This window comes from Micromonospora mangrovicola (assembly GCF_047200535.1).
Classification (GTDB): domain Bacteria; phylum Actinomycetota; class Actinomycetes; order Mycobacteriales; family Micromonosporaceae; genus Micromonospora.
On sequence record NZ_JBJZOG010000001.1, the window covers coordinates 73,414 to 97,957 of the forward strand.

Here is a 24,544-nt window from a genome sequence, read left to right on the forward strand (position 1 = left end):
GATCGCCGATGAATCAGGTAGGGACAGGCGTCGCCGACTCGGTTAGGGTCAGCGTCGTGCAGGACACCCCTCCCTCAGTCCCGGACTTCACCCAATGGCCCTCCTTCCCCTTCGAGGGCGACATCCGCGTCAAGCAGCTCGACGATCCGGTGCCGGTCGAACCTCCCCGCCGAGGGGAGGGAAACCGGGAATGCACCGCCTGCAACGCGCCCGACGAGGCGTACATCTGGGTCGGCGAGCGGTGGCGGGTACGCGCGATGGACCGCCCCACCGGCCTTCCGATGGTGCTGATCCTGGAGTCCCGGTCCCACCTCGATCTCGGCGACCTGCCGAACCTGCTCGCCGCCGAGCTGGGTGTGATGACGGTCCGGCTCGAACGCGCCATTCGGTCGCTGGACGGCGTCGCCCGGGTGCACGTGAACCGGTGGGGCGACGGCTCCGCGCACCTGCACATGTGGTTCCTGGCACGGCCGTACGGGCGGCTGCAGCTGCGGGGCACCTTCCTGTCCCTGTGGGACTCGATTCTGCCGCCCATCAGCGAGTCGCAGTGGCGGGAGAACCTCGCCCTGGTCGCCGCCTGGCTGGCCGAGTTCGGCGGTCGTCCGCTGGCGGAGCCGCCACGGATCCAGTGGCAGGCACCATCGAGCCTGTCGGCGTCCCCCGCCGAGAGCGCGGAGTCCGGCGAGGAGGAGGCGGCCTCCGTGATCGAGGCGGCCGAGGAGATTCCGGAGCCCGCGGAGATTCCGGAGCCCGCGGAGGCTCCGAAGCCCGACGAGACCTTGGAACCGGGGGCGGGGCAGCCGGTGGCGGATGAGTCGAAGACCGGACAGCCGTAGGCCGGCTGAGGCAGAGCTGGCGGAGGTTAGCGGCGGCGGGCGGCGGCTCGGCTCACCAGCGAGCCGAGCACCCGGCCGAAGTCCAGCTCGGCGGCCTGGACGGCCAGCGGCAGCAGCGAGGTCTCGGTCATCCCCGGGGAGACGTTGACCTCCAGCACGTGCGGCTGCCCGTCCGAGCCGACGATCAGGTCGACCCGGGAGAGGTCGCGGAGGCCGAGCGCGGTGTGCGCGGCGAGGGCCGCTTCGGCCACCCGCTCGGTCGTCTCCTGGTCGAGCCGGGCCGGCGCGTGCCAGGTGGTGCGGCCCGCGGTGTAGCGGGCGGCGTAGTCGTAGACCCCGTTGCGGGGGACGATCTCCACCGGCGGCAGGGCCTGCGGGCCGTCGCCCAGGTCGACCACCGAGACGGCCACGTCCATCCCGGGCACGTACCGCTCGACCAGCGCCGTCTGGTCGTACGCGAAACAGCCGACCATCGCGGCCGGCAGCGACGCGGCGTCCCGGACCACGGCGGCACCGAGGCCGGAGCCGCCCTGCGCCGGCTTCACCATCAGCGGCACGCCGAGCCGGTCGACGATCCGGTCCAGCACGGCCACCGCACCCAGCTCGGAGAAGCGGTCGTGCGGCAGGGCCACCCAGTCGGGAGTGGGGATGCCGGCCTCGCGCAGCACCGCCTTCGCGGACGGCTTGTCCCAGGCGAGCCGGGAGGCGCGCGCGTCGCAGCCGACGTACGGCACGCCGCAGAGGTCGAGCACCCCGCGCAGCGAGCCGTCCTCGCCGGTGGCGCCGTGCAGGGCGATGACCACGGCGTCCGGCGGGTCGGCGGCCAGCGCGGGCAGCAGCGCCACGTCCGCGTCCCGCAGTTCGGCGTCCACGCCGACCGCCCGCAGCGCGTCGAGCACCCGGCGGCCCGATCGCAGCGAGACGTCCCGCTCGTACGAGAGCCCACCGGCGAGCACCAGCACGTGCAGCTCGTCGGCGGGGTCGGTCACGGATGCCTGGTTGGCAGGGCTGACGGCCATGCAGGAATCATGCCAAGTCGGGACCGGGCGTGTCCGAGCCGCCCTGCCGGCGCCGCGGCCCGGAGCCGCCGACCGCGCCGAAGACCTTGCGCATGGCGAGCTCCTGCTCCATCACCCCGGACAGCCGGCGGACGCCCTCCCGGATGCGCTCCGGGGACGGGAAGGAGAAGTTGAGCCGCATGTTGCCACCGCCCGTGCCGTCCGCGTAGAAGCCGGTGCCGGGCACGTAGGCGACCCGGGCGGCGATGGCGCGCGGCATCATCGCCTTGGAGTCGAGGCCGTCGGGCAGGGTCGCCCAGACGAAGAGGCCGCCGCCGGGGGTGGTCCAGGTGGTCCCCTCCGGCATCAGATCCGCCAGCGCGTCGAGCATCGCGTCCCGGCGCTCCCGGTAGACCTCGCGGTAGACCTTCAGCTGCTGGCGCCAGGGCATGGTGCCGAGGTACGTCGACACGGCGGCCTGCGCGTAGCCGCTGGGGCAGAGGATCTGCGCCTCGCTGGCGATGACCAGCTTGTCGCGGACCGCGTGCGGGGCGAGGATCCAACCCACCCGCAGACCCGGGGCGAAGGTCTTGGAGAAGGTGCTCAGGTAGAAGACCCCGTCGCGCCGGCGGGCCCGCAGCGGAGCCGGAGCCTCCCCCTCGAAACCGAGCTGACCGTACGGATCGTCCTCGACCACCAGCAGCCCGGCGCGCTCGCAGATGTCGAGCACGCGCTCCCGTCGCTCCTCGCTCAGCGTCACGCCGGTCGGGTTCTGGTAGGTGGGGATGGTGTAGAGAAACTTGACCCGCCGACCGGCGCGGGCCAGGTCGGCGATGGCCGTCTCGAGCGCCTCGGGAATCAGCCCTTCGTCGTCCATCGGGACGTGGGCAACCTGGGCCTGGGCGGCCTGGAACACCCCGAGTGCGCCGACGTACGTCGGGCCCTCGGCGAGCACCACGTCACCCGGGTCCAGGAAGAGCCGGGCCACCAGGTCGAGCGCCTGCTGGCCGCCGACGGTGACCACCACGTCCTCCGGTGAAGCGCCGCAGGAGGCGTCGATCCCGGAGAGGGCCATCACCTCGCAGATCCGTTCGCGCAGCTCCGGGGTGCCCTGGCCGATCCCGTACTGCAGGGTGGTCGCGCCGTGTTCGGCGCCGAGCCGGCCGAGCATCTCGCCGACCGCGTCCAGCGGCAGTGCCGCGATGTACGGTGCCCCACCGGCGAGCGAGACCACCTCCGGCCGGCTGGCCACCGCGAAGAGCGCTCGGATCTCGGAGGCGGTCATCCCCCGGACCCGGCGGGCGTACCGGTCGGTGTAGTCGTCGAGCGTCGTGCCGGTCATGACGTCACCTCGATCGGGTGTCGGCGGGGCTGCCGCCCGGTGTGGTACCCGCGATGCCGGCAACCATGGCGGCGCGGGCGCCGGTTGGTCGATCGTAGTCCGCCGCGGTCGGCACGGGAGGGGCCGTGTGGGTACGTCCACATCCCGGACCGGCCCTCCCCGTCTCGGGTGAGCGCTTGCGCGTCCACTCCCATAGCGTCGGGCGGGGGCGTACGATCGCTCGTCGGGGGCAGGGGAAGGCGGCGGCGTATGAGCACCGCGGTGGTTTCCGCTCCGAGCCTATTGGTGGGGATGCGCTGATGTCGCGACGTCTGGTCAGTCTGACCCTCGACACCCTCGAGGATCTGCCCCGCCCGTGCCGTGAGTGCGTCTACTGGGAGCTGGACCCGGTCTCCGCCGACCGGGCCTGCGCCGCGGGTGACCCGGGGCTGGAAAAGGAGGCCTGGGTCTCCCAGACCCTGCTGGAGTGGGGTTCCTGCGGCAAGCTCGCGTACGTCGACGGGATGCCCGCCGGTTTCGTCATGTACGCCCCACCCGCGTACGTCCCGCGCTCGATGGCCTTTCCCACCTCGCCGGTCTCCGCGGACGCCGCGCTGCTGATGAACGCCACCGTGGTACCCGCCTTCGCCGGGGGCGGGCTGGGCCGGATGCTGGTGCAGGGCGTGGCGCGGGACCTCACCAAGCGCGGCATCAAGGCGATCGAGGCGTTCGGGGATGCCAAGTTCGGCGACGGTACGGAGAACGACCCGACCCGGGCCTGCGTCGCGCCGGCCGACTTCTTCCTCTCGGTGGGCTTCAAGACCGTCCGCCAGCACCCGCGCTACCCGCGCCTCCGGCTGGAGTTGCGGACCGCGTTGAGCTGGAAGTCCGACGTCGAGTACGCGCTGGAGAAGCTGCTCGGCTCGATGAGCCCGGAGACGCTGCTCCGCCCGGTCCGCCCGGTCCCGGCCACCCGCGCCACGGGCTGACCGGCCCGCCGCGCCGGCGGGTCAGTCCACCACCGTGCCGGCGGCGACGATCGCCCGCAGCTCGCTGACGTCGATCGAGCCGGTCGGGACGTCCCGCTCGATCGGGAAGTACATCCGCTGCACGGCGGCGACGATCGCCTCCACGACCTTGTCCCGGAACCGGGGATCGACCAGCCGGCCCCGGTCCGCCGGGGAGGTCAGGTAGCCCACCTCGACCCGGACCGCCGGCATCTTCGTCAGCCGCAGCAGGTCCCAAGCCTTGGCATGGGTACGGCAGTCACGCAGCCCGGTCCGGGCCACGATCTCCCGCTGCACCAGCCCGGCCAACCGCTCCCCGGTGGCCGAGGTGACGCCGTTGTCGGTGCCGTAGTGGTAGGTGGCCACCCCGTCCGCGGCCGGGTTGGCGTGCCCGTCGGCGTGCAGCGAGATGAAGACGTCCGCGCCCAGCGAGTTGGCCAGTTCGGCGCGGTCGGCGTCCGGCAGGCAGTTCCGCGGCGACGGGCCCCGGGTGAGCTGCACCCGTACGCCCGCCGCGGCGAGCCGCCCCTCCAGCCGGCTGGCCAGGTCGTACACGATGTCGGCCTCGATCCAGCGCAGCGGGCCGTCGGGCACCACCTCGCCCGGGTCGGTGCCACCGTGCCCGGGGTCGATGACCACGGTCCGCCCGATCAGGGCGGGGCCGGCCTGGCGGATCGCGTCGGACTCGCGGAGCCACTGGGGGCGCCCGCCGACCACCTTTCGACCGAGGCGGCGCAGCGTGTTCATGGTGTGCGGGCCGCAGGCCCCATCGGGTTTGAGGCCCATCTCCCGCTGGAACTGGGCGACGGCGCGGGAGGTACGGATCCCGTAGATGGCGTCGGCGCGGCCGACGTCGTATCCCATCTCAAGGAGGCGTTCCTGGAGCGTCCGGACGTCCTCGCCGATCAGCGGCTCGGGCACGGCGTGGTAGAGGGTGCGGGCGCCGAGCCGCCAGCGGGCCGCGTCCAGCGCCCGCCAGGTCTCCGCGCCGACCCGCCCGTCCACGCTGAGGCCCCGGGACTGCTGGAACGCCCGCACGGCCCGCTCGGTCTCGGTGTCGAACTCGTCGCCGCCACCACCGGAGGGGAGCAGGTCGAGGCCGGTGAGGACGGTACGGATCTCGGCCACCGCGGGTCCCCGGTCACCGGGTCGGATCGGACGCACGACGACCTCCTCTGCGCGGACGCTGGCTGGCCGGAGACTCCGACGGAGGTGCGCGCCCCGGACTGGGCACGCCTACGGAGCGTACCGTGGCCGGTTACCGGGCGGCTTCATGTTCGGCCAGGTCAGGAAAGCCGGAACCCCCGCCGCCCGGGGACGGGCGACGGGGGTTCCGAGAATGTCGGGCGGCGGGTCAGAGCGCCGACTGGATGAGCCGGACCAGCTCACCCTTGGGCTTGGCCCCGGCGATGGACTGCACCGGCTCACCGTTCTTGAAGATGGTGAGGGTCGGCACGGACATCACCCGGTAGGCGCGCGCGGTCTCGGGGTTCTCGTCGATGTTGAGCTTGACGATGTCGACCTGGTCGCCCATCTCGCCGGCGATCTCCTCCAGCAGCGGCGACACCTTGCGGCACGGCCCACACCACTCGGCCCAGAAGTCGACCAGGACCGGCTTGTCCGACTTCAGCACGTCACTGGCGAAGCTGGCGTCGGTGACCGCCTTGGTTGCTCCCACTATGAACCCCTCCTCCGGGAACTGTTTCTGAAGATGTTTCAGGCTTGCAGGGTGGCGATGAAGCGCTCGGCGTCGAGTGCGGCAGCGCAGCCCGTACCGGCAGCGGTGATCGCCTGCCGGTAGGTGTGGTCCACCACGTCGCCGGCGGCGAAGACACCCGGCACGTTGGTCCGGGTGCTCGGTGCCTCCACCTTCACGTATCCCTCGTCGTCGAGCTCCACCTGGCCGCGGAACAGCTCACTGCGCGGGTCGTGACCGATCGCCACGAAGACGCCCGTGACGTCGAGCACCTTGCTCTCGCCGGTGTGCACGTTGCGGACCCGGACACCGCTGACCTTGCCGTCCTCGCCGAGGATCTCCTCGATCACGGTGTTCCACTCGACCTTGATCTTGTCATTGCCCAGCGCCCGCTCGGCCATGATCTTGCTGGCTCGGAACGAGTCCCGCCGGTGGATGATGGTGACCGACTCCGCGAACCGGGTGAGGAAGCTGGCCTCCTCCATCGCCGAGTCGCCGCCGCCGACGACCACGATGTGCTGGTTGCGGAAGAAGAAGCCGTCACAGGTGGCGCAGGACGACACACCGTGGCCCAGGTACTCCTGCTCGCCCGGCACGCCCAGCGGGCGCCAGGCCGAGCCGGTGGAGAGGATGACGGCCTTGGCCCGGTATGCGGTCTCGCCGACCCAGACGGTGCTGACCGTGTCGGAGCCGACCTCACCGGTGTCCTTCAACTCGACCCGGGTCACGTCGTCGGTCAGGAACTCGGCGCCGAAGCGCTCGGCCTGCTTGCGCATGTTGTCCATCAGCTCGGGGCCGAGGATGCCGTCCGCGAAACCGGGGAAGTTCTCCACCTCGGTGGTGGTCATCAACGCACCGCCGGACTGCACGCCCTCGATCACGAGCGGCTTGAGGTTGGCGCGCGCGGCGTACACCGCCGCCGTGTACCCGGCCGGCCCGGAGCCGATGATGATCAGGTTGCGGACCTCGTCCACTGCCGTCTCCCGATTTGTGTGTTCGTCACCGGCGCGCACCGATGTCCGATCCCGAGTGCCGACGGCTCAGCGGCGCCGGCGCCTGACTTGCAGAACGTCATCGTACGAAGCGGGGATTCCCGAGCCGGTCATCCGGTGGGTCACGTCACGCAGAACGGCATCCGCCGATGACCGCGCCCTCACCCTACCCGCGTACGGAACCGGGTGTCCGCGCCGGAGCCGGGTACACCGCAGTCCGGTCCGCTCGCCCACGCCCAGCGTGCGCCCGCTGGGTCGACGAAGGTCACCACCAGGGCGGGACTCCCCTGGAACGACGCGTAGTCGACCAGCTGCACGGTGATCGGCCCGGACCCGTGCTCGGCGTCGATCGCGGTCAGGCAGGCGTCCAGCGCCGCCGGCCGGGTGAGCCGTTGCAGCCCGGTGGGAGCGGAGCGCTGCCCGCCCTTTGGGGCCAGTCCCGGCCCGTGCGGGTCGGCCTTGGCCACCGACGGGCTGCCGAACGCGGTGACCGGGCCGCCGGACAGCCGATCCGGGGTGTAGTCGGTGCCGCTGCTGGCGGTGGGGACGGCGGTCCGGTAGGGCCCGTTGCGCCCCGCCGCCGGTGCCGCCTCGTCCCGCGCGGAACTTCCCGAGCCCCCGACGCCGGTGCCGGCCAGGTTGCTCAGCCCGAGCCCGACCGCGGTGATCGAGGCGGCCGCCACGGCGACCGGTGCGGCGATCCGGGCCCAGCGCCGCCCGCGTCGACCCGGCCCGGTGCGGCGACCCGGGCCGTCCGCCGGCCGGGTGGTGCCCGCGGCCCGGCGGCTACCTCCGGTCGGCTGGGCCGGCACCACCACGGGTGTCGCTCCGGCGGGCCGGGCCTCGCCCTCGACACCGGGCAGGTCGAGCGGCGCGTCCTCGGCCGGGGCCGGTCCGGCCCCGGCGAGCGCCGCCGTGATCCGGTCCGCCACGGCCGGGGGCAGTTCCGGCGCCGGGCCGGCCGCCCAGTCGGCCAGGTCGGCCCGCACCAGGTCCAGCGCCCGCACCAGCTCGGCGTACGCCTCGCCCCAGGCCGGGTCCGCCTCGACCAGCCGGGCGACGGTGTCCTGCTCCGGGGTGCCGTCCAGCGCCCCGCCGACGTAGTCGGCGAGCAGGTCGTGGTCGACCCCGCTGAACTCCCGGGCTGTCACGTCTCCTCCTGGCTGGCGTCCCGCCGGGGCCACCCCGACGTGGATCCGACGCCCTCGGGCGGGCGTGGGTTCCCCCCGGTGACCCGGCGCACGTCCGCCCCCTCGTCCGACCCGGTGCGCAGGTGCCCGAGGAGCACGGCCAACCGGGCCCGGCCCCGGGCGCACCGGCTCTTCACCGTCCCCTCGGCGACGCCGAGGATCCGGGCCACCTCGGCCACCGGGTACCCCTGCACGTCCACCAGCACCAGCGCGGCCCGCTGCTCGGCGGGCAACTCGGCGAGGGCCTGCCGGACCACCAGCGCGGTCTCGTGGTCGCGGGCTGGGGCGGCGGGTTCCACCCCGCCGGTGTGCCGGCCGGGCTCCCCGTCGGGGTGCACGCCGTCCGGCAGCGGGACGGTGGCGTGGGTCTGCCGGCGCCGTATCCGGTCCAGGCAGGCGTTCACCACGATCCGGTGCAGCCAGGTGGTGACCGCCGAGTCGCCGCGGAAGCGGGCGGCCGCGCGGTGCGCCGAGAGCATCGCGTCCTGGAGCGCGTCCGCCGCCTCCTCGCGATCGCCGGCGGTACGCAGGGCGACCGCCCAGAGCCGGTCCCGGTGCCGGTGGAACAGCTCGGCGAAGGCGTCCCGGTCACCGGCCACGTGCGCCCGCAGCAGGTCGAGGTCGGCGCGCCCGGCCGGCGGGCCGACCCCGGTCACCGGCTCGGGGGTACGCCCGCCGCGACCCGTCATCACCACGCCCGGGAGCGGCGGTGCGGGGGGCGCGGCGGCCGGTTCACGAGCCCTGGACCGTGATCTCCTGGACCCCCACCTTGTAGCCGCTGCCGCCGTCCTTCTCCGGCAGCTCGGTGATCCAGAAGAGCAGGTACCGGTACTTCTTCTCCGGGTCGAACCCGTTGAACGTCATCTTGGTGCCGTCGTGCTGCTCGAACGGCTGGCCGATGGCGGTCTTGTAGCTCTCCACGAGCTGCTTGTCGCCGGCCGACGTGGAGGGGAACTCGGCGGTGCCGGCGAGAAGCTGAGCGGAGGCTCCGGTGGCGGAGAGCACGGCCTGCACCGACTTGACGGTGTGCGGGGAGCCGAGGTCGATCCAGACCCCCATGCCCCGCTTGAGGTTTCCGAAGTTCGCCCGGGTGTAGGTGTCGGTATCCCAGCCCTCGTCGAGGTTGCCGTCGATCACCTTCTCGGCGTCGTCCAGCTCGTCACGGGACTTGCTGTCCGGGTCGATGATCCGGACGTCCTCGACCGGAAGCTGCCGGACCTCCGGGGCCGGGCTGGCGTCGGAGGAGGACGGCGCGCTGCTGGACGGGCGGGCCACCGGCTCGGTCTTCGGGTTCTTGTCGTCGCCGCCCAGGGCGCTGATCCCGATGAGCAGCCCGACCAGGGCGACCGCCAGCAGGCCGGCGATGCCCAGGGCGACCTTGCGGCCACCGACGGAGGCCAGCGGCGACGGCTCCTCACCGGTGTCGGCGGTGAACCGGAGCGGGCCGGCCTGCTCCAGGAAGTGGTCCTCGACGGGGATGTCCAGCCGGCTCAACTCGGCCGCGAGCACGTCCGACGAGGGCGGGGCGATCTCCGGGTCGAGCAGGTCCATGGTGAGGTCGTCGAGGTACGCCGGCACCCCGGCGCGCACCTGGCGGGGCGCGGCGATCGAACCGGCGGCGTCGCGGACCGCGTCGGGAAGGGCGGCCCGGCCGTGCCCGGCGGTGGCGCCGTGCAGCGGGGCCTCGCCGTGCGGCCAGTGCCCGGTCAGCGCGAAGTAGAGCACCCCGCCGACCGCCCGGATGTCGGTCTCCTGGCTGTCCGCGCCGTCGGTACGCGCGTCGGCGAGCACCACCCGGCCGTCGTCGCTGATCATCACGGTGCCGGGGTGGATGTTGCCGTGCACCATCCCGGTGGCGTGCACCGCGGCGAGGGCGCTGGCCACCGCGTTGCCGATGGCGGTCGCCCGGGCCGGGTCCAGCGAACCCTCCTCGGCGACCAGCTCGCGCAGCGACCGGCCGTCCACCCACTCGCGGACGACGTACGCCCGGTCGGCCTCGTCGATCGCGTCGTAGACACCGACCAGATTGGGGTGGATCACCCGACTGGCCGCCACGGCGGCCTGGAGCATCTCGGTGGCGGAGTCGCCACCCGGGTAGCGGAGGACCACCGCGACGGGACGGCGCAGCACGACGTCGACCCCGCGCCAGACCAGCCGGCCCGCGCTGTCGTTGTTGATGTGCTCGACCAGCTCGTACCGCTCGGCAAGGATCTCACCGGCTGTGGGAGCACCGAAGGTCATGACCGGAGGGGCGTTCTCCTCCGCCTCCTGACCCTCGCCGACCTGGGTCACCCGTCCTCCCTCGGTGATCGTGTCGATCGATGGACCCGTGCTGCTGGGCATGTGGCTTTCCGCTCTGCCTTCGAAGGCACTGGCAGACCGGTGCCGACGCCCACGTCGGAACCTGCCGTACCCGTCGAGAGCGACCTTACCCGGGATGCCCGGTTCTTCGACATGTCATCTTCCCGCCGTAGCCGGCGAGACGCCAGTGACGACGGTGGCCGACCGCAATTCGGTCGCGTCCAGCCTCGTCACTGACAACACGCTCCAGCCAATCTAGAGGTTGACGGCAAGTAGTCGGCGCAGGGGCACACCGGTGTCTGCGGCCGTGCAACTCAGCTGGGCATTCCCCCGGATCGGGCCACCCACCCTCATCCTTACGGATGGTTGTCCACAGGCCGAGAGGTCCACTGGGCGGCGCAAGTCCGAGTTATCCACAGCCGTATCCCCAGGCTGGTGATCCTCGTTCACCGTCCGTCATCAGCGCCGGTCAGCGACCCAGGCGACGCCGCACCATGCCGACCACCTCGGTGATCTCGCCGATCCGCAGCACCATGGCCAGCCCGAGATACGTCGCGCCGATCACCGCGCCGCCGATCACCAACTGGACGGCCGCCGCGAGCCAGCTCAGGTCTGCCGGGTCGCCGGGCAGCAGCTTCACCACCAGCAGGCCGACCAGCGCCGCCCCGAGCGCGGCGACGAGCACCCGGCCCATGGTGCGCATGATCCCGCCGAGCCCGATCCGACCCACCCGGGGACGCAGCAGTACCGCCGAGACGATCGCCGCCGCCAGGTACGAGACGGCGTTGCCGAGCATCATGCCGGCCGCCGCGAAGGTGGCCGAGAAGGCGAGGAAGAGCCCCACCTGAAGCAGCACCCGCAGCGCCACCACCGGGATGTTGACCAACGCTGGGGTGCGGGTGTCGGGCAGCGCGTAGAAGGCGAAGGTGAAGAGCTGGCTGATCGCGAACGGGACCAGGCCCACCGCGGCGACCAGCAGCACCGTCGACGTCGCGCGGGCGTTGGCGCCGCTGAATGCGCCGTACTGGAAGACGACCCGGGCGATCGGGCCGGCCAGCACCGCGTAGCAGATGGCGACCGGGGCGAGCACCGCGGTGACCATCCGAGTGCCCCGGGACAGGTCGGCGGTGAGGTCGCGGAAGCGGCCGTCCGCAGCGGAGGCGCTCATCCGGGGCATCAGCGCGGTGATGATCGAGACGGCGATGATGCCGTGCGCCATCATCAGCAGCAGGAAGACGTTGTTGTAGATCAGGATGCCGGCCCGGCTCTTGCCGTCGCCGTCGTCGCCGGCCGCCCTGGTGAGCAGATTGACCACCACGAAGAGGCCGAGCTGGTTGACCGCGACGTAGCAGAACATCCACCCGCCGAGCTTGGCCAGCTCGCGCAGCCCCAGCTCGCGGAAGTCGTACCGCCACTTCCAGCGGAAGCCAACCTTGCGCAGCGCCGGCAGCAGCCCGGCGGCCTGCACCGCCACGCCGAGCAGGGTGCCGCCGCCGATCAGCAGGATCCGGCCCCAGCCCATCTCCGCCGGCTTGAGGATCTTCGCGCCGAAGACCGCGATGTAGAGGGCGCAGGTGCCGATGACGACCAGGTTGTTCAGGATCGGCGCCCACATCGGCGCGGCGAAGTGCCCCCGGGTGTTCAGCACCGCAGCGATCAGCGCGCTCACTCCGGTGAAGAACAGCATCGGCAGCATCAGGTAGGACAGGTTGTTGACCAGGCCCGTGTAGTCGGGGCCCTTGCCGCTGGCGTAGAGCGCGGTCAGCACCGGCGCCAGGATCACCGCGATCAGCGCGGCGGCGGCCAGCGCGATCACCGCCAGGCTGAGCAGCCGCTGGGCGTACGCCTCGCCCCGGTCCGGGTCGACCTTGCGGCGGCGCACCAGCACCGGGATCAGCACGCTGGTGAGCACCCCGCCGAGCAGGAACTCGTACACCTGGTTGGGCAGGAACTGGGCGGTGGTGTAGGCGTTGCCGACCAGGCCGCCGCCGAGGGCGGCGCCGATCATCAGGTTGCGGATGAAGCCCGTACCCCGGCTGACCAGGCTCCCGACCGCCATCACCGCGCTGTTCGCGGCGGCGCTGGTCTCGGCGACCACCTCCTGCGGCGGCGCCACGGCCTCCGCCGCCGGCTGGTTCAGCGGCTCGGCCGAGATGAAGGTGGCCTCGTCCTCCGGCGGTCGGCCGCCGCTGTGCGCGTTGGCGCTGCGGTAGAGACCGCCGCTCATCTCCAGCCTCCCAGGGGTACGTCCGAGCCGGACCTCCGGGCCCGCACGCCCAAGACGATAGTCAACCTCGGTGGCTTACCCGCGCCCGGCGCGGTTGATCCCGTCCCGGACCGATAGTCTGGCGATCCCATGTCCGAAGCCTCCGCATCCCACGCCGTCGACCGCCGTGAGCTGACCGCTGCGCAGCGCAACGCCGTCGCCGAACTGCTCCGCGTCTCACCGGTCGCCGATGAGCTGGGCCGGCGCTTCGCCCGGGCCGGTCACGAACTGCACCTGGTGGGCGGGTCGGTGCGCGACGCCCTCCTCGGCCGCCTCGGCGAGGACCTCGACTTCTGCACCGACGCCCACCCCGACCAGACCCTGAGGATCGTCCGGGGCTGGGCGGAGTCGATCTGGGAGACCGGGCGGGAGTTCGGCACCATCGGCTGTCAGCGCGACGGGCTCCGCCTGGAGATCACCACCTTCCGGGCCGAGGCGTACGACCAGGTCAGTCGCAACCCGATCGTCGAGTACGGCACCAGCCTGGAAGACGACCTGAAGCGCCGCGACTTCACCGTGAACGCGATGGCGGTCAGCGTCCCCGACCACCGGTTCACCGACCCGCACGGCGGCCTCGCCGACCTGGCCGCCAAGATCATCCGTACCCCGGGCACGCCGCGGGAGTCCTTCGGCGACGACCCGCTGCGGATGCTGCGCGCGGCCCGGTTCGTCGCCCAGCTGCGCTTCACGGTCCATCCCGAGGTCCGCACGGCGATGACCCGGATGGCCGAGGACCTGGACCGGATCACCGCCGAGCGGATCCGGGACGAGTTCACCAAGCTGCTCTGCGGCGCCGACCCGATCACCGGGCTGCGGCTGCTGGTCGACACCGGGCTGGCCGAGCGGTTCCTCCCCGAGCTGACCGGGCTGAAGCTGACCATCGACGAGCACGCCCAGCACAAGGACGTCTACGAGCACACCCTCACCGTGGTCAGCAACGCGATGGCGCTGGAGGAGGACGGCTGCGACTTCGTGCTGCGGATGGCCGCCCTGATGCACGATGTCGGCAAGCCGGCCACCAAGGCGGTCGGCCCGGACGGCCGGGTCAGCTTCCACCACCACGAGGTGGTCGGCGCCCGGCTGACCAAGACCCGGCTGAAGGCGCTGCGCTACCCCAAGGACGTGACGTCCCAGGTGGTCAAGCTGGTCGGCCTGCACCTGCGCTTCTACGGGTACGGCCGGGGCGAGTGGACCGACTCGGCGGTCCGCCGGTACGTCACCGACGCCGGCGAGCTGCTCACCCGCCTGCACAAGCTGACCCGCTCCGACTGCACCACCCGCAACCGGCGCAAGGCGGCCCAGCTCGCCTCGGACTACGACGCGCTGGAGGAGCGGATCGCCCGGATCGCCGCCGAGGAGGACCTGGCCCGGGTCCGCCCCGACCTGGACGGCAACGCGATCATGGAGCTGCTCGGCGTACCGCCGGGACCGGTGGTGGGGAAGGCCTGGCAGCACCTCAAGGAGCTGCGGCTGGAGCGCGGCCCGCTGGACCGCGACGAGGCCGAGGCGGAGCTGCTGCGCTGGGCCCGGGAACAGGGCGTCATCTCCTGACTGCTTGTTGAGAAGGCCCCGGTACGACGACTGGCGTCGTACCGGGGCCTTCTTTGCCGGTCAGGCGTCGACGGCGGGCTTGGTACTGCCGTTGCCGTTGCCGTGCGCGCTGCCGAGCCTGGCGAGCAGGCCGGCCAGGTCGATGCCGGTCAGGTCGCTGCCGAGCTGGAGCCCCTGCGCCACGTTCCCGGCCACCGACTTCGTCAGCGAGGAAGCGCCGTCGGTCGAGATGACGGTCATCTTGTCGATCGCACCGATCGGGGCGCTCGCCGCCTCGACCACCTGCGGCAGCACCTTGACCAGCAGGTCCAGCACCGCGGCCTCGCCGTACGCGGCGAACGCCTCGGCCTTGCGGGCCATCGCGTCGGCCTCGGCCTGTCCCCTGGCCAGGATGGCCGCCGCCTCGGCCTGGCCCTCGCGCTCGACCGCCTCGGCGATCGCGCTGCGCCGGCGCTGCTCGGCCTCACCCTCCTTGGCGCCCTCGATCGCGTTCGCCTCGGCGAGCGCGGCCCGGCGGGCCCGCTCGCCCTCACCGGTGAGGCGGGCCTGCTCGGCGGCGGCCTGCGCGGCGGCGATGGTCCCCTGCCGCTGGGCGTCCGCGCTGAGCACCGCCGCGTTGCGGGCCGCCTCGGCCTCCTGCTCGACCTTGTAGCGGGCCGCGTCGGCCGGCTTGCGCACCTCGGTGTCGAGCTGCCGCTGCTTCAGCTCGGCGTTCCGCTCGGCCACCTTCTGCTGCTCGGAGAGGATCGCCTGGTCCCGCTCGGCCTGGGCGAGCGGGCCGGCCGCCGCCGACTTCGCCTTCGCCGCGTCGATCTCGGCCTGGATGGCGGCCTGCTTGAGCGCCAGGTTCCGGTTCGCCTCGGCGATCGCCTCCTCGGCGAGCAGCCGCTCCTGCTCGGCCTGCTGGCGGGCCCGGGCCTCCGCGATGGCCGCGTCCTTGAGCACCCGGGCCGCCTCCGGCCGGCCCAGGTCCTGCAGGTACGAGCCCTCGGCCAGGATGTCCTGGAGCTGGAAGGTGTCCAGCACCAGGCCCTGGTTGGTCATCGAGTGCTCGGCCTCCTCGGCGACCGCGCTGGCGAACGCCGCCCGGTCCCGGATGATCTCCTCGACGGTGAGCCGACCCACGATCGAGCGGAGCGCGCCGGCCAGCACCTCCCGGGTGAAGTTGTCGATCTCATCCTGCTGGTGCAGGAAGCGTTGGGCGGCGGCGCGGATCGCGTCCTCGGTGCCACCGACCTTGACGATGGCGACGCCGTGCAGGTCGGTACGGATCCCCTGCTTGCTCACCGCGCCCCGGATGCTGACGTCGATCCGGCGGCTGGACAGGTCGAGGGACTGGAGCTTCTGCACCACCGGCAGGACGAAGACCGAGGCGCCGAGCACCACCTTCTGCCCGGACATGTCGGTGGACCGCCCGCCGTCGGCGGTCTGGGTGGTCCGACCCTTGCGGCCGGTGACGATGAACGCCTGGTTCGGACCGGCCACCTTGATCCGGGAGAGCACGAACAGGACGAGGAGGACGGCGAGGAGGACCGCGCCGCCGATGGCGACGAGCAGAGGCATGGGCGTTCCCGTCTGTGCGAAGGAATCAGTAGGTCTCGACGTGCACGCTGGTCTCGCTGAGCGTCTCGACCACGAAGATCCGGGTGCCGACCGGGAGCGGATGGTCGGCACGGGCGTTGAGCTTGACCGGTTGACCGGCGAGCCGCACCCGCACCTCGCCGTAGCCGTCGGCCGGGATCGGGGTGACCACCAGGCCGGTCGCACCGACCAGGTGGTTCCGGGTGGGGGTGGTGTCGGTCCGCATGTTGCGGGCCGCCCGGCTGAGCCGGGCCGCCAGCCAGGCGGTGGGCACGGCGGCGACCGCCCCACCGGCCACCGCCGCCGCGACCATTCCGGGGGTACGCCCGCCGAGCAGCTCGTTGACGATGGCGGCGCCGAAGCCGAAGGTGCCGGTGAACCCGGCGACCGCCTCCAGCGACACCGGGCCGTCGACGTCAGGGTGGCCGATCTGCAACAGCCCCGAGCCGACCAGCGCGAGGGCCAGCACGGCGACCCCGGCACCGCCGATGATCAGGAAAATGAGCGTCCCGGTGGCCACGACCTGCACGGTATCGACGACACGCAAGGTCCGGACCGGCCGAACGGTCAGCCCGGGGCGACGGTCAACTCAAGATCGACCAGCTTCCTCGGTAGCGGCTGGCGGACCAGTGTCCGGCCGGCCGGATCGGCGAGCGCGAAGTCTCCGGCCCCGAAGGGAAGACGGTAGAGCAGCCGGTCGTCGCCGACCCAGACGACGTCGGCGGAAGGCAGCGGGTTGACCACCCGGCCGGTCGCCGTCTCCACCAGCAACGGCTCCTGCTGCCCCTGCACGACCACGAGCTTCCCGTCCGGTGACCAGGCCTCCGGGCGGGCGGGCTCACCCGGCATGGTGATCAGACGGGTGGGCCGGCCATCGTCGGCTGAGAAGACCTGCACGCCCTTGGCGAGATCCCGCGGGGAGCTCTCCGGTCCCTTACGGGCGGCCAGAGTGAGCCCCACCTCCCGGCCGTTCGGCAACCAGATGAAGTCGCAGAAGTTGGCGCAGGGCCAGCCCAGCGGGCCGTTCAGCAGATGGGTCTTCCTGGTGCCGTCCGTGTCCAGCACGATGAAGCCGAAGTGGTCGACCCGGTGGGTGGTGAAGAGCAGCCGCCGCCCGTCCGGTGACCAGCGCGGCACGGAGAGCGCGCCATCGACCCGGTACCACCGGGTCTTCCCGCTGGCCAGGTCGATCAGGCCGACGTCCTTCGGCCGGTCGTCGTCGTGAATCGCGACCAGTGAACCGGTGGGCGCCGGGAAGATGCCGTCGTAGCGGTCGGTCGTAATGTAGCGGCCCCGCTTCCGGTCCAGCAGGAAGCCGTAGCCCGACCCGCCGGCGCGCTGCGCCCGGGTCACCACCCAGCCACCGGGTAGTACCAGCGGCTTCGTGGCCCAGTCCGCCCCTGGCGCGGCCAGCCGGGTCGGGGAGGGGGTGACCGTCGGGGTCGGCGTCGCGGGCGGGGTGGGCGGGTCCGGTCGGAGCAGCACGAAGGGCAGGGTCATCGCGGTGGCCGCCACCAGCGTGGCGGCGGCCGTGGCAACCCGGCGGCGACGGCGCAGCCGGCGACCCCGGTCGAGCGCGCGGGCGGCGAGGTCGGGCACCGGCCCCGCCCCGTCCGCGAGGTCCAGCACGGCCGCCCGCAGCGTCTCGTCCAGCGTCCTGGTCATCGGGTCACCTCCGCACGGTGGGTCAGCTCGTCCAGGCCGGGCACCAGCTGCCGGAGCCGGGTCAGGGCCTTGGCGCTCTGGCTGGCCACCGTGCCGGCCCGGCAGCCGAGCAGGGCGGCGGTCTGTTCGACGCTGAGGTCCTCCAGGTAGCGGAGGGTCAGCACGGCCCGCTGGCGGGGTGGCAGCGCCCGCAGCGCCTCTCGCAGCAGCAGCCCCAGGTCGGTGTCGGGGCCGACGGCCGCCCGCTCCGGCAGCTCCGCCACCGGGACCTCCGCGCGTCGCCCGCGCCGTCGCCAACCGGAGACCTGGTCGTGGTAGAGGATTCGTTTCACGTACGGCTCGGCGTCGCCCCGGATCCGCGGCCAGCGGGCGTACGCCTTGGCCAACGCGTTCTGCAGCAGGTCCTCCGCCGCGTGCTGGTTGCCGGCGAGCGCGTACGCGACCCGGAGCAGGGCGGGACCCCGTTCCGTCACGAACGCGGTGAACTCCCCGTCGATGACCTCTGCCACCGTCCACCTCCGGTACCTCAGACGCGGTCCGGCTGCGGAAGTTTGCCTCATCGGCGCAGAAAGTTCGGCCCGACGAGCCGCGACGCCGCCCGGTGGTGAAGGGTTCACACTGTGTGGCCCGTCAGGCTACCCCGCCGACCGGACGGGACGGAGAAGAGTGATGTCGTCCGACACCCGTACCACTGCGGGGATCCTGCTGATCACCGTTGTGGCGGTCGCCTACGGCGGCCTGACCCTCCTCGTTCACCTGGCCCGACGCCGGCCCGGCTACCTGGACAACCCGGTCCGGCGCGGACTGTGGACGGCCGGCCACGCGCACGCCGGCGTCCTCGTGCTGCTGGTCCTGGTCGCGCTGCCCTACGTCGACCAGACCGCAGCGTCCGACGGCATGCGCACGCTGATTCGGACGCTGCTGGTCGCGGGGCCGATCCTGATGCCGCTGGGCTTCTTCCTCTCCGTGCCCGGTCCCGCGGACACCCGGCCGAACCGGCTCATCTGGCTCACCGTGGCCGGCGGGGTGAGCCTGGGCGTCGGCGCGGTGCTGCTCGGTGTCGCGCTGCTCTGACGGCCCGGTGGTGGCGGCAGGGGCAGCGGAGGGACAATCGGTTTCATGCGCTGGACCGTGCTCGACTCGCCGATCGGCGAGTTCTCCGTCGCCACCGACGGCGTGGCCGTCCGCGCGGCACATTTCGGGCGGGTGGAGTCGGCGACCGAGGAGCCCGGCGACGAGCTCGCCGGTCGGGTGCTGGCCGAGCTGCGTGACTACTTCGCCGGGGAGCTGACCGAGTTCAGCGTCCCGGTGGCGGTGCTGCGCGGTTCGGAGTTCGAGCGAGCGGTGTGGCGGGAGATGACCCGCATCCCCTACGGCGAGACGCTCACCTACGGCGAGGTGGCGAAGGCGGTGGGTGACCCGGGGGCGGCCCGGGCGGTCGGGGTGGCCTGCAACCGCAACCCGATCCCGGTGATCGTGCCCTGCCACCGGATCGTCGGGGCGGGCGGCAAGCTGGTCGGCTTCGGCGGCGGCCTGCCGCGCAAGGTGACCCTGCTGGAGCTGGAGGCGGCGGTGGCGCTGCGCCACGCCTGGTCCTGACGCACGCCGACGAAAGGGGCCGGGTCCGTGCGGACCCGGCCCCTTTCGCTGCTCGTCAGCGCGTCAGCGCTCGACCTCGCCGGCGATGAACGCCTCGACGGCGGCGTGCGCGTCGTGGTCGGCGTACTGCTCCGGCGGGGACTTCATGAAGTACGAGGAGGCGGAGAGGATCGGGCCACCGATCTTCCGGTCCAGCGCGATCTTCGCGGCCCGGACGGCGTCGATGATGACACCGGCCGAGTTCGGGGAGTCCCACACCTCGAGCTTGAGCTCGGCGTTCAGCGGGGTGTCACCGAAGGAGCGGCCCTCCAGGCGGATGTACGCCCACTTGCGGTCGTCGAGCCACGGCACGTGATCGGACGGGCCGATGTGCACGTCGCTCTTCAGCATCTCGTGCGGGATCTGGGAGGTCACCGACTGGGTCTTCGAGATTTTCTTCGAGACCAGGCGGTTGCGCTCCAGCATGTTCATGAAGTCCATGTTGCCGCCGAAGTTGAGCTGGTACGTGCGCAGCAGCTCGACCCCGCGGTCCTCGAAGAGCTTCGCCAGGGCGCGGTGCACGATGGTGGCACCGACCTGGCTCTTGATGTCGTCGCCGACGATCGGCAGGCCGGCGTCGGTGAACTTCTTGGCCCACTCCGGGTCGGAGGCGATGAAGACCGGCAGGGCGTTCACGAACGCGCAGCCGGCGTCGATCGCCGCCTGGGCGTAGAACTTGTCGGCCTGCTCGGAGCCCACCGGCAGGTAGGAGACGACCACGTCGACCTGCGCGTCACGCAGCGCCTGGGCCACGTCGACCGGCTCGACGTCCGACTCTTCGATGATCTCGCGGTAGTACTGGCCGAGACCGTCGAAGGTCGGCCCGCGCTGCACAGTGACGCCGGTCGGCGGCACGTCGCAGAGCTTGATGGTGTTGTTCTCGCTGGCCACGATGGCCTCGGCGAGGTCCATGCCCACCTTCTTGGCGTCCACGTCGAACGCCGCGACGAACTTCACGTCCGAGACGTGGTAGTCGCCGAAGGTGACGTGCATGAGACCCGGGACGCGGTCGTTCGGGTCGGCGTTCCGGTAGTACTCCACGCCCTGCACGAGGGACGAGGCGCAGTTACCCACACCGACGATGGCGACGCGGACGGAGCCCATAGCGTCTGCCTCCTTCTTCTTCATCACGGCCGCTCTTTCCTGGACTCTCCAGGCGGGGGCGGGCTGTCGTTTTCTCGTCGGCCGCCGGCCGTCCCGGGTTCCGGGACCGTCGGGGCTCGGCCGGAGCGCTCGTTGGCGATGAGCTCCTCCAGCCAGCGAACCTCGCGCTCACAGGCGTCGAGCCCGTGGCGTTGCAGTTCCAGGGTGTACGCGTCGAGCCGCTCGGCCGCCCGGCCGAGCACGTCACGAAGGCCCTCGCGACGTTCCTCGATCTTCCGACGGCGACCTTCCAGGATCCGGAGCCGGGTGGCCTGGTCGGTCCGGGCGAAGAACGCGAAGTGCACCCCGAAGCCCGTGTCGTCGTACGTCTCGGGCCCAGCCTGCGCTATCAGCTGGGCGAAGCGTTCCTTGCCCTCCGCGGTAATGGTGTAGACCACCCGACCTCGTCGGCTGGTCAGCGCGGGAACCTCCTCGGCGGTCGCGGGCGTCTCGGCGGCTTCGGCGATCCAGCCCGCCGCCTGCAGCCGGCGCAGGGTCGGGTAGAGGGAGCCGTAGCTGATCGCCGCCCGGATGGCGCCGAGCTTGGCGGTCAACTCCTTGCGCAGTTCGTAACCGTGCATCGGAGCCTCCTGCAGGAGGCCCAGGATGGCGAACTCGAGCACGGGCCACCCCTTCTTACCCCCGGCGCGGAGCGGTAACCGCCGCGATGTATCGGACCGATACATCGCACGTTAGCGGAGACGCATGATCAGGGCAAACCCCTGTTTACGCACTTCTGTCATCACGGATCGTGACGGTGGTCGCCTCGCCCCGCCGGACCGCGTACCCTTTGCCGCATGCGTACGCAGCGCCAGGTCGTCGACTACTCGCTTCAGAAGCGAGCGGTGCTGCGTGAGCTCCTCGCCGGCCGGATCGGCACGTACGACGTCTGCGATGCCTCGCCGTACCTGAAGAACGCCGCCCGGTTCCACGGCGAGCCGACCGAGGAGCGCTGCCCGATCTGTCGCAGCGACAACCTCATCCACGTCCACTACATTTACGGCGACGAGCTCAAGCAGTCCGCCGGCCAGGCGCGTACCCGGGCGGAGTTGCCCGTCCTGGCGATGACGCTGCGTGAGTTCCAGGTCTTCGTGGTGGAGGTGTGTCCCGGCTGTGACTGGAACCATCTCGTCGAGCAGTTCCTGCTCGGCCGGGACGGCCTGGCCAGCGGCGTCGAGGACGGATCGGAGCAGGAAGCGGTGAGCGGCGCGTCCGCCCCGAACGGTGCCACCCCTCGTCGAAGGCGAGAGGCGCAACGGTGAATTCGGCTGTCCGGGTCGAGTCCCGCCAGGCGGGTGGGTGGCGTATCCGACAGCTACGACGTCTGATTGGTCCGAATGGGTCGGATTTGACGGCTGCGCCCCGGCACGCCCGCGGTGTAGCGTCTCGTGTTCCAGCTCACGGCAACCCGGTGGTGGCGCCCCCGCGTCCCACCGCGACCGGCAGGGTGTGAGGAATGAACTACGGCGATCCCAGTTCTTCGCGTGGGCGGGCCCAGATCCCGGGCCCGAACGGCGACCCCGATTCGCCAGGGAGCCAGCGCGGGAATGGTTGGTCATCCGGCTCCGAGGGCCGTGCCGCCGTGCCGCCGTATGGCGCGTCCGGCGGGCGCGCCTCGGTCGGCGGTGCGGCCCCGGCGCCCCGCGGCGCCTCGGGCTCGGCCTCGGTGGGGCGGGCCGGCGCTGGCCGCGCCTCGGTGCCGGTGTCCCCGGCTCCCGGCGGCACCGGTCGCGCCTCGGTCCCGGTTTCTCCGGCGGGTCCCGCCGGCCGGGCCTCGGTCGGCGCGGCGAGCGTGGGTACGGCCGGTCGGGCGAGCGTCGGCTCGGCGGCCGTGGGCGGCCGGGCCGCGGTGGCCCGCGCCGGTGTGCCCGGCATGGCGGGCGGCGGTCCGGGTGGACCGGGCGGGCCGGGCGGGCCGGGCGGGCCGACGGGACCCGGCCGGGGTGGTCGCGGTGGCGATCCGGGGGCGGCGGCCCGGGCGAAGAAGCGTCGGCGGATCAACATGCTGATCGCCGGCTTCGCCGTCTTCATCATGCTCGCCGGCATCGGCGTGGTCGGCTTCACCTGGTACTCGACCAACGTCATCCTCCCCGAGGACACCATTCCGCCGCTGTCGACCACGATCTACGACAAGACCGGCAAGACCGCCATCGCCAAGGTCGGCGACCAGAACCGCCAGCTCATCACCATCAAGGACATCCCGGAGTACGTGCAGCACGCGGTCGCCGCGGCCGAGGACCGGAACTTCTACCGGCACTCCGGCGTGGACTACAAGGGCATCGCCCGCGCCGCCTGGAACAACTTCACCGGCGGCGACAAGCAGGGCGCCTCGACCATCACGCAGCAGTACGCCCGCAACGCGTTCGACAACCTCAACCAGGACACGTACGGCCGCAAGGTGAAGGAGGCGATCCTCGCCTCCAAGCTGAACGACCGGTACGACAAGCCGACGATCATGCAGCACTACCTGAACGTGATCTACTTCGGCCGGGGCGCGTACGGCATCGAGGCCGCGGCGCAGACCTACTTCGGCAAGCACACCAACCAGCTGACCGTGGCAGAGGCCGCGGTGCTCGCCGCGCTGATCAAGCAGCCCGAGCCGAGCGCCACGCACAAGGGCTACGACCCGGCGATCAACCCGCAGGCCGCGCTGGACCGGTGGAACTACGTCATCCAGGGCATGATGACCGAGAAGTGGCTCGACGCGCCCGGCACACCGCCGCACCCCACGGAGTACCCCAAGACGGTGAAGAAGTGGGACCCGAAGAAGGGCAACGGGGCGGACTTCGGCGTCAACACGCCGTACGGCAACGTGATCAACTATGTCTCGCAGGAAATGCGCGAGATGAACCTGTGCACCGACGACGAGGCCGCGGCCACCCCGCAGCGGCCGCTCTGCTCGCAGGCGCTGAGCCGGGGTGGCTACCGGATCACCACCACCATCGACAGGAAGATGCAGGAGGCGGCGCTCGCCGCGGCCCAGCGGGCCAAGAAGGGCTCTGAGCTGTACAAGCAGCCGAAGAACCTGATGGCCGCAGTGGTGGCGATCGATCCGAAGACCGGTGCGGTGCGCGCCTACTACGGCGGTGACAACGGCACCGGCACCGACTACGCCGGCAAGAACATCGACAACGGCGTGCTCAGCGGCGGCCACTCCCCGGGTTCGAGCTTCAAGATCTACACTCTGGCCGCGGCGCTCAAGGCCGACATCTCCGTCAAGTCGCGGTGGAAGGCTTCGGCGTTCACCCCGGAGGGCACGAAGTTCAAGGTCAGCAACGCCGGCTCCGACCGGGTCTCCTGTGGCGACTCCTGCACCCTCGAGTTCTCCACGCTGCACTCGTACAACGTGCCGTTCTACTACATCACTGAGAAGATCGGCGCGGACAAGGTGCTGGACATGGCCAAGCAGGCCGGCGTCACCACCATGTGGCGGACCGACACCAACCCGGCCAAGGATTACGACCTGACCAAGAGGGACCCGAAGGATCTGGCGCCGTCGCCCTTCTTCAACGTGATCGGCTACGGCCAGTACCCGATCACCGTCCTGGACCACGCCAACGGTGTCGCGACCTTCGCCAACCAGGGCGTCTACAACAAGGCGCACTTCGTCAAGAAGGTGGAGAAGCAGAACCCGAGCACCGGCAAGTGGGACGTGGTCGGCGGCGAGAAGCTCAAGCCGCAGCGGCGCATCGACAAGAACATCGTCGCCGACGTCACCTCGGTGCTGGAGCAGTACCCGAAGGGCGTCCACCGCGAGCTGGACAACGGCCGGAAGGCCGCCGAGAAGACCGGTACCTGGGAGCTCGGCGACCCGAAGCAGCCCACGGCCAACGGTGACGCCTGGATGATCGGCTACACGCCGCAGCTGGCCACCGCCGTCTGGGTCGGCAACGTGGGCGACCGCAAGGCGATCGTCGACAAGGACGGCAACAAGATCAGCGGTGCGCGGATGCCGGGCGCCATCTTCCAGCGCTTCATGAGCGCCGCCCTCAAGGGCCAGGAGAAGCTGGACTTCCCGCCGGCCGCGCACATCGGCAACGAGGAGGCCGGCAACGGCGAGATGCCGGCGCCCGAGCCGACGCAGCCCGGCTGCCAGGACCCGCTCGGCCTGTTCTGCCAGAATGGCAACAACAACGGCGGCAACAACGGCGGCGGTAACAACGGGCCGGGCTTCCCGCCGCCGCCGGGTGGCGGTGGTGGCGGAGGCGGCATCCTGCCGACCACACCACCACGGCAGACGTACTGAGGTAGGCACCGCACGACGGCGGTCGGGCCTCGGCCCGGCCGCCGTCGGTGTCTCCGCGCACCGGAAATCTGCGGTCGAGGCGGGACGTGGAGGCCCGACGTACGGCAGGATGC

22 protein-coding genes are annotated in these 24,544 nt (G+C 71.8%); 7 read left to right on the top strand and 15 right to left on the bottom strand.

Annotated features, from left to right (window positions below):
* Nucleotides 1-56 precede the first annotated feature (56 nt).
* Nucleotides 57-836, top strand: coding sequence for a hypothetical protein (locus ACL02O_RS00345; protein ID WP_412815882.1), 780 nt, complete (start codon nt 57-59; stop codon nt 834-836).
* A 26-nt stretch (nt 837-862) separates the two neighbouring features.
* Here ACL02O_RS00345 and ACL02O_RS00350 read toward each other — a convergent pair whose 3' ends face one another.
* Nucleotides 863-1,855 (bottom strand): D-alanine--D-alanine ligase family protein, encoded by a 993-nt coding sequence (locus ACL02O_RS00350; protein ID WP_412815883.1) that lies wholly within the window; start codon nt 1,853-1,855, stop codon nt 863-865.
* Nucleotides 1,856-1,862: 7 nt separating this feature from the next.
* On the bottom strand, nt 1,863-3,176 hold the full coding sequence (locus tag ACL02O_RS00355; protein WP_412815884.1) for an aminotransferase-like domain-containing protein: 1,314 nt from the start codon (nt 3,174-3,176) through the stop codon (nt 1,863-1,865).
* A 299-nt stretch (nt 3,177-3,475) separates the two neighbouring features.
* Between ACL02O_RS00355 and ACL02O_RS00360 the strand changes: the two genes are divergently transcribed.
* Entirely contained in the window at nt 3,476-4,144 is a 669-nt protein-coding gene (locus tag ACL02O_RS00360) for a GNAT family N-acetyltransferase (protein WP_412815885.1), read from the top strand.
* Between the two features lie 21 nt (nt 4,145-4,165).
* On the opposite strand, the gene ACL02O_RS00365 is transcribed toward ACL02O_RS00360, so the two are convergent.
* The 7 genes from ACL02O_RS00365 to murJ form a co-directional block, all read right to left on the bottom strand.
* Nucleotides 4,166-5,326 (bottom strand): N-acetylmuramoyl-L-alanine amidase, encoded by a 1,161-nt coding sequence (locus tag ACL02O_RS00365; RefSeq protein WP_412815886.1) that lies wholly within the window; start codon nt 5,324-5,326, stop codon nt 4,166-4,168.
* A 190-nt stretch (nt 5,327-5,516) separates the two neighbouring features.
* A complete protein-coding gene (gene trxA, locus ACL02O_RS00370; RefSeq protein ID WP_412815887.1) occupies nt 5,517-5,840 on the bottom strand; it encodes a thioredoxin in 324 nt (107 codons plus the stop codon).
* 38 nt (nt 5,841-5,878) lie between these two features.
* Nucleotides 5,879-6,832 carry a thioredoxin-disulfide reductase gene (trxB, locus tag ACL02O_RS00375; protein ID WP_412815888.1) on the bottom strand — a complete coding sequence of 318 codons (954 nt, stop codon included), beginning with the start codon at nt 6,830-6,832 and terminating at the stop codon, nt 5,879-5,881.
* 179 nt (nt 6,833-7,011) lie between these two features.
* Nucleotides 7,012-8,001 (bottom strand): hypothetical protein, encoded by a 990-nt coding sequence (locus ACL02O_RS00380; protein ID WP_412815889.1) that lies wholly within the window; start codon nt 7,999-8,001, stop codon nt 7,012-7,014.
* Nucleotides 7,998-8,729, bottom strand: coding sequence for an RNA polymerase sigma factor SigM (gene sigM / locus ACL02O_RS00385; protein ID WP_412815981.1), 732 nt, complete (start codon nt 8,727-8,729; stop codon nt 7,998-8,000). The genes ACL02O_RS00380 and sigM overlap by 4 nt, the downstream gene beginning before the upstream one ends.
* Before the next feature lie 43 nt (nt 8,730-8,772).
* Nucleotides 8,773-10,383: a protein kinase family protein gene (locus tag ACL02O_RS00390; RefSeq protein ID WP_412815890.1), complete on the bottom strand. Its 1,611-nt coding sequence runs from the start codon at nt 10,381-10,383 to the stop codon at nt 8,773-8,775.
* 427 nt (nt 10,384-10,810) lie between these two features.
* Nucleotides 10,811-12,568, bottom strand: a complete 1,758-nt coding sequence (murJ, locus tag ACL02O_RS00395) for a murein biosynthesis integral membrane protein MurJ (RefSeq protein ID WP_412815891.1) — start codon at nt 12,566-12,568, stop codon at nt 10,811-10,813.
* Nucleotides 12,569-12,697: 129 nt separating this feature from the next.
* Between murJ and ACL02O_RS00400 the strand changes: the two genes are divergently transcribed.
* Complete coding sequence (locus ACL02O_RS00400) at nt 12,698-14,158, top strand: CCA tRNA nucleotidyltransferase (RefSeq protein ID WP_412815892.1); 1,461 nt, start codon at nt 12,698-12,700, stop codon at nt 14,156-14,158.
* Between the two features lie 60 nt (nt 14,159-14,218).
* On the opposite strand, the gene ACL02O_RS00405 is transcribed toward ACL02O_RS00400, so the two are convergent.
* The 4 genes from ACL02O_RS00405 to ACL02O_RS00420 are packed head-to-tail and all read right to left on the bottom strand — an operon-like array spanning nt 14,219 to nt 17,913.
* Nucleotides 14,219-15,721: a flotillin family protein gene (locus ACL02O_RS00405; RefSeq protein WP_412815893.1), complete on the bottom strand. Its 1,503-nt coding sequence runs from the start codon at nt 15,719-15,721 to the stop codon at nt 14,219-14,221.
* A 25-nt stretch (nt 15,722-15,746) separates the two neighbouring features.
* Nucleotides 15,747-16,268: an NfeD family protein gene (locus tag ACL02O_RS00410; protein ID WP_412815982.1), complete on the bottom strand. Its 522-nt coding sequence runs from the start codon at nt 16,266-16,268 to the stop codon at nt 15,747-15,749.
* A gap of 38 nt (nt 16,269-16,306) precedes the next feature.
* Nucleotides 16,307-17,404 carry a TolB family protein gene (locus ACL02O_RS00415; protein ID WP_412815894.1) on the bottom strand — a complete coding sequence of 366 codons (1,098 nt, stop codon included), beginning with the start codon at nt 17,402-17,404 and terminating at the stop codon, nt 16,307-16,309.
* Nucleotides 17,401-17,913 (bottom strand): SigE family RNA polymerase sigma factor, encoded by a 513-nt coding sequence (locus ACL02O_RS00420; RefSeq protein ID WP_412815895.1) that lies wholly within the window; start codon nt 17,911-17,913, stop codon nt 17,401-17,403. The genes ACL02O_RS00415 and ACL02O_RS00420 overlap by 4 nt, the downstream gene beginning before the upstream one ends.
* Nucleotides 17,914-18,073: 160 nt before the next feature.
* On the opposite strand from ACL02O_RS00420, the gene ACL02O_RS00425 reads away from it, so the two are divergent.
* Nucleotides 18,074-18,478: a hypothetical protein gene (locus ACL02O_RS00425; protein ID WP_412815896.1), complete on the top strand. Its 405-nt coding sequence runs from the start codon at nt 18,074-18,076 to the stop codon at nt 18,476-18,478.
* 45 nt (nt 18,479-18,523) lie between these two features.
* Nucleotides 18,524-19,003: a methylated-DNA--[protein]-cysteine S-methyltransferase gene (locus ACL02O_RS00430; RefSeq protein WP_412815897.1), complete on the top strand. Its 480-nt coding sequence runs from the start codon at nt 18,524-18,526 to the stop codon at nt 19,001-19,003.
* Between the two features lie 63 nt (nt 19,004-19,066).
* Here the strand turns inward: ACL02O_RS00430 and ACL02O_RS00435 are convergent, their stop codons facing one another.
* Nucleotides 19,067-20,146 carry an inositol-3-phosphate synthase gene (locus tag ACL02O_RS00435; RefSeq protein ID WP_412815898.1) on the bottom strand — a complete coding sequence of 360 codons (1,080 nt, stop codon included), beginning with the start codon at nt 20,144-20,146 and terminating at the stop codon, nt 19,067-19,069.
* A 23-nt stretch (nt 20,147-20,169) separates the two neighbouring features.
* Complete coding sequence (locus ACL02O_RS00440; RefSeq protein WP_412815899.1) at nt 20,170-20,808, bottom strand: PadR family transcriptional regulator; 639 nt, start codon at nt 20,806-20,808, stop codon at nt 20,170-20,172.
* 174 nt (nt 20,809-20,982) lie between these two features.
* Here ACL02O_RS00440 and ACL02O_RS00445 point away from each other — a divergent pair, with 174 nt between their 5' ends.
* Together ACL02O_RS00445 and ACL02O_RS00450 are read left to right on the top strand one after the other, a co-directional pair.
* Nucleotides 20,983-21,447, top strand: coding sequence for a DUF5318 domain-containing protein (locus ACL02O_RS00445; RefSeq protein WP_412815900.1), 465 nt, complete (start codon nt 20,983-20,985; stop codon nt 21,445-21,447).
* Between the two features lie 194 nt (nt 21,448-21,641).
* Nucleotides 21,642-24,431, top strand: a complete 2,790-nt coding sequence (locus ACL02O_RS00450; protein WP_412815901.1) for a transglycosylase domain-containing protein — start codon at nt 21,642-21,644, stop codon at nt 24,429-24,431.
* Nucleotides 24,432-24,544: the final 113 nt, after the last annotated feature.

Excerpts from the sequence above, each read along its gene's own strand:
- ACL02O_RS00405 (WP_412815893.1), bottom strand. The coding sequence starts at position 15,721 with ATGCCTCTGCTCGTCGCCATCGGCGGCGCGGTCCTCCTCGCCGTCCTC.
- ACL02O_RS00390 (WP_412815890.1), bottom strand. The coding sequence starts at position 10,383 with ATGCCCAGCAGCACGGGTCCATCGATCGACACGATCACCGAGGGAGGA.
- ACL02O_RS00355 (WP_412815884.1), bottom strand. The coding sequence starts at position 3,176 with ATGACCGGCACGACGCTCGACGACTACACCGACCGGTACGCCCGCCGG.
- ACL02O_RS00360 (WP_412815885.1), top strand. The coding sequence starts at position 3,476 with ATGTCGCGACGTCTGGTCAGTCTGACCCTCGACACCCTCGAGGATCTG.
- ACL02O_RS00435 (WP_412815898.1), bottom strand. The coding sequence starts at position 20,146 with ATGGGCTCCGTCCGCGTCGCCATCGTCGGTGTGGGTAACTGCGCCTCG.
- ACL02O_RS00430 (WP_412815897.1), top strand. The coding sequence starts at position 18,524 with ATGCGCTGGACCGTGCTCGACTCGCCGATCGGCGAGTTCTCCGTCGCC.
- ACL02O_RS00425 (WP_412815896.1), top strand. The coding sequence starts at position 18,074 with ATGTCGTCCGACACCCGTACCACTGCGGGGATCCTGCTGATCACCGTT.
- murJ (WP_412815891.1), bottom strand. The coding sequence starts at position 12,568 with ATGAGCGGCGGTCTCTACCGCAGCGCCAACGCGCACAGCGGCGGCCGA.
- sigM (WP_412815981.1), bottom strand. The coding sequence starts at position 8,729 with ATGACGGGTCGCGGCGGGCGTACCCCCGAGCCGGTGACCGGGGTCGGC.
- ACL02O_RS00445 (WP_412815900.1), top strand. The coding sequence starts at position 20,983 with ATGCGTACGCAGCGCCAGGTCGTCGACTACTCGCTTCAGAAGCGAGCG.
- ACL02O_RS00350 (WP_412815883.1), bottom strand. The coding sequence starts at position 1,855 with ATGGCCGTCAGCCCTGCCAACCAGGCATCCGTGACCGACCCCGCCGAC.
- ACL02O_RS00400 (WP_412815892.1), top strand. The coding sequence starts at position 12,698 with ATGTCCGAAGCCTCCGCATCCCACGCCGTCGACCGCCGTGAGCTGACC.
- ACL02O_RS00415 (WP_412815894.1), bottom strand. The coding sequence starts at position 17,404 with ATGACCAGGACGCTGGACGAGACGCTGCGGGCGGCCGTGCTGGACCTC.
- ACL02O_RS00450 (WP_412815901.1), top strand. The coding sequence starts at position 21,642 with ATGAACTACGGCGATCCCAGTTCTTCGCGTGGGCGGGCCCAGATCCCG.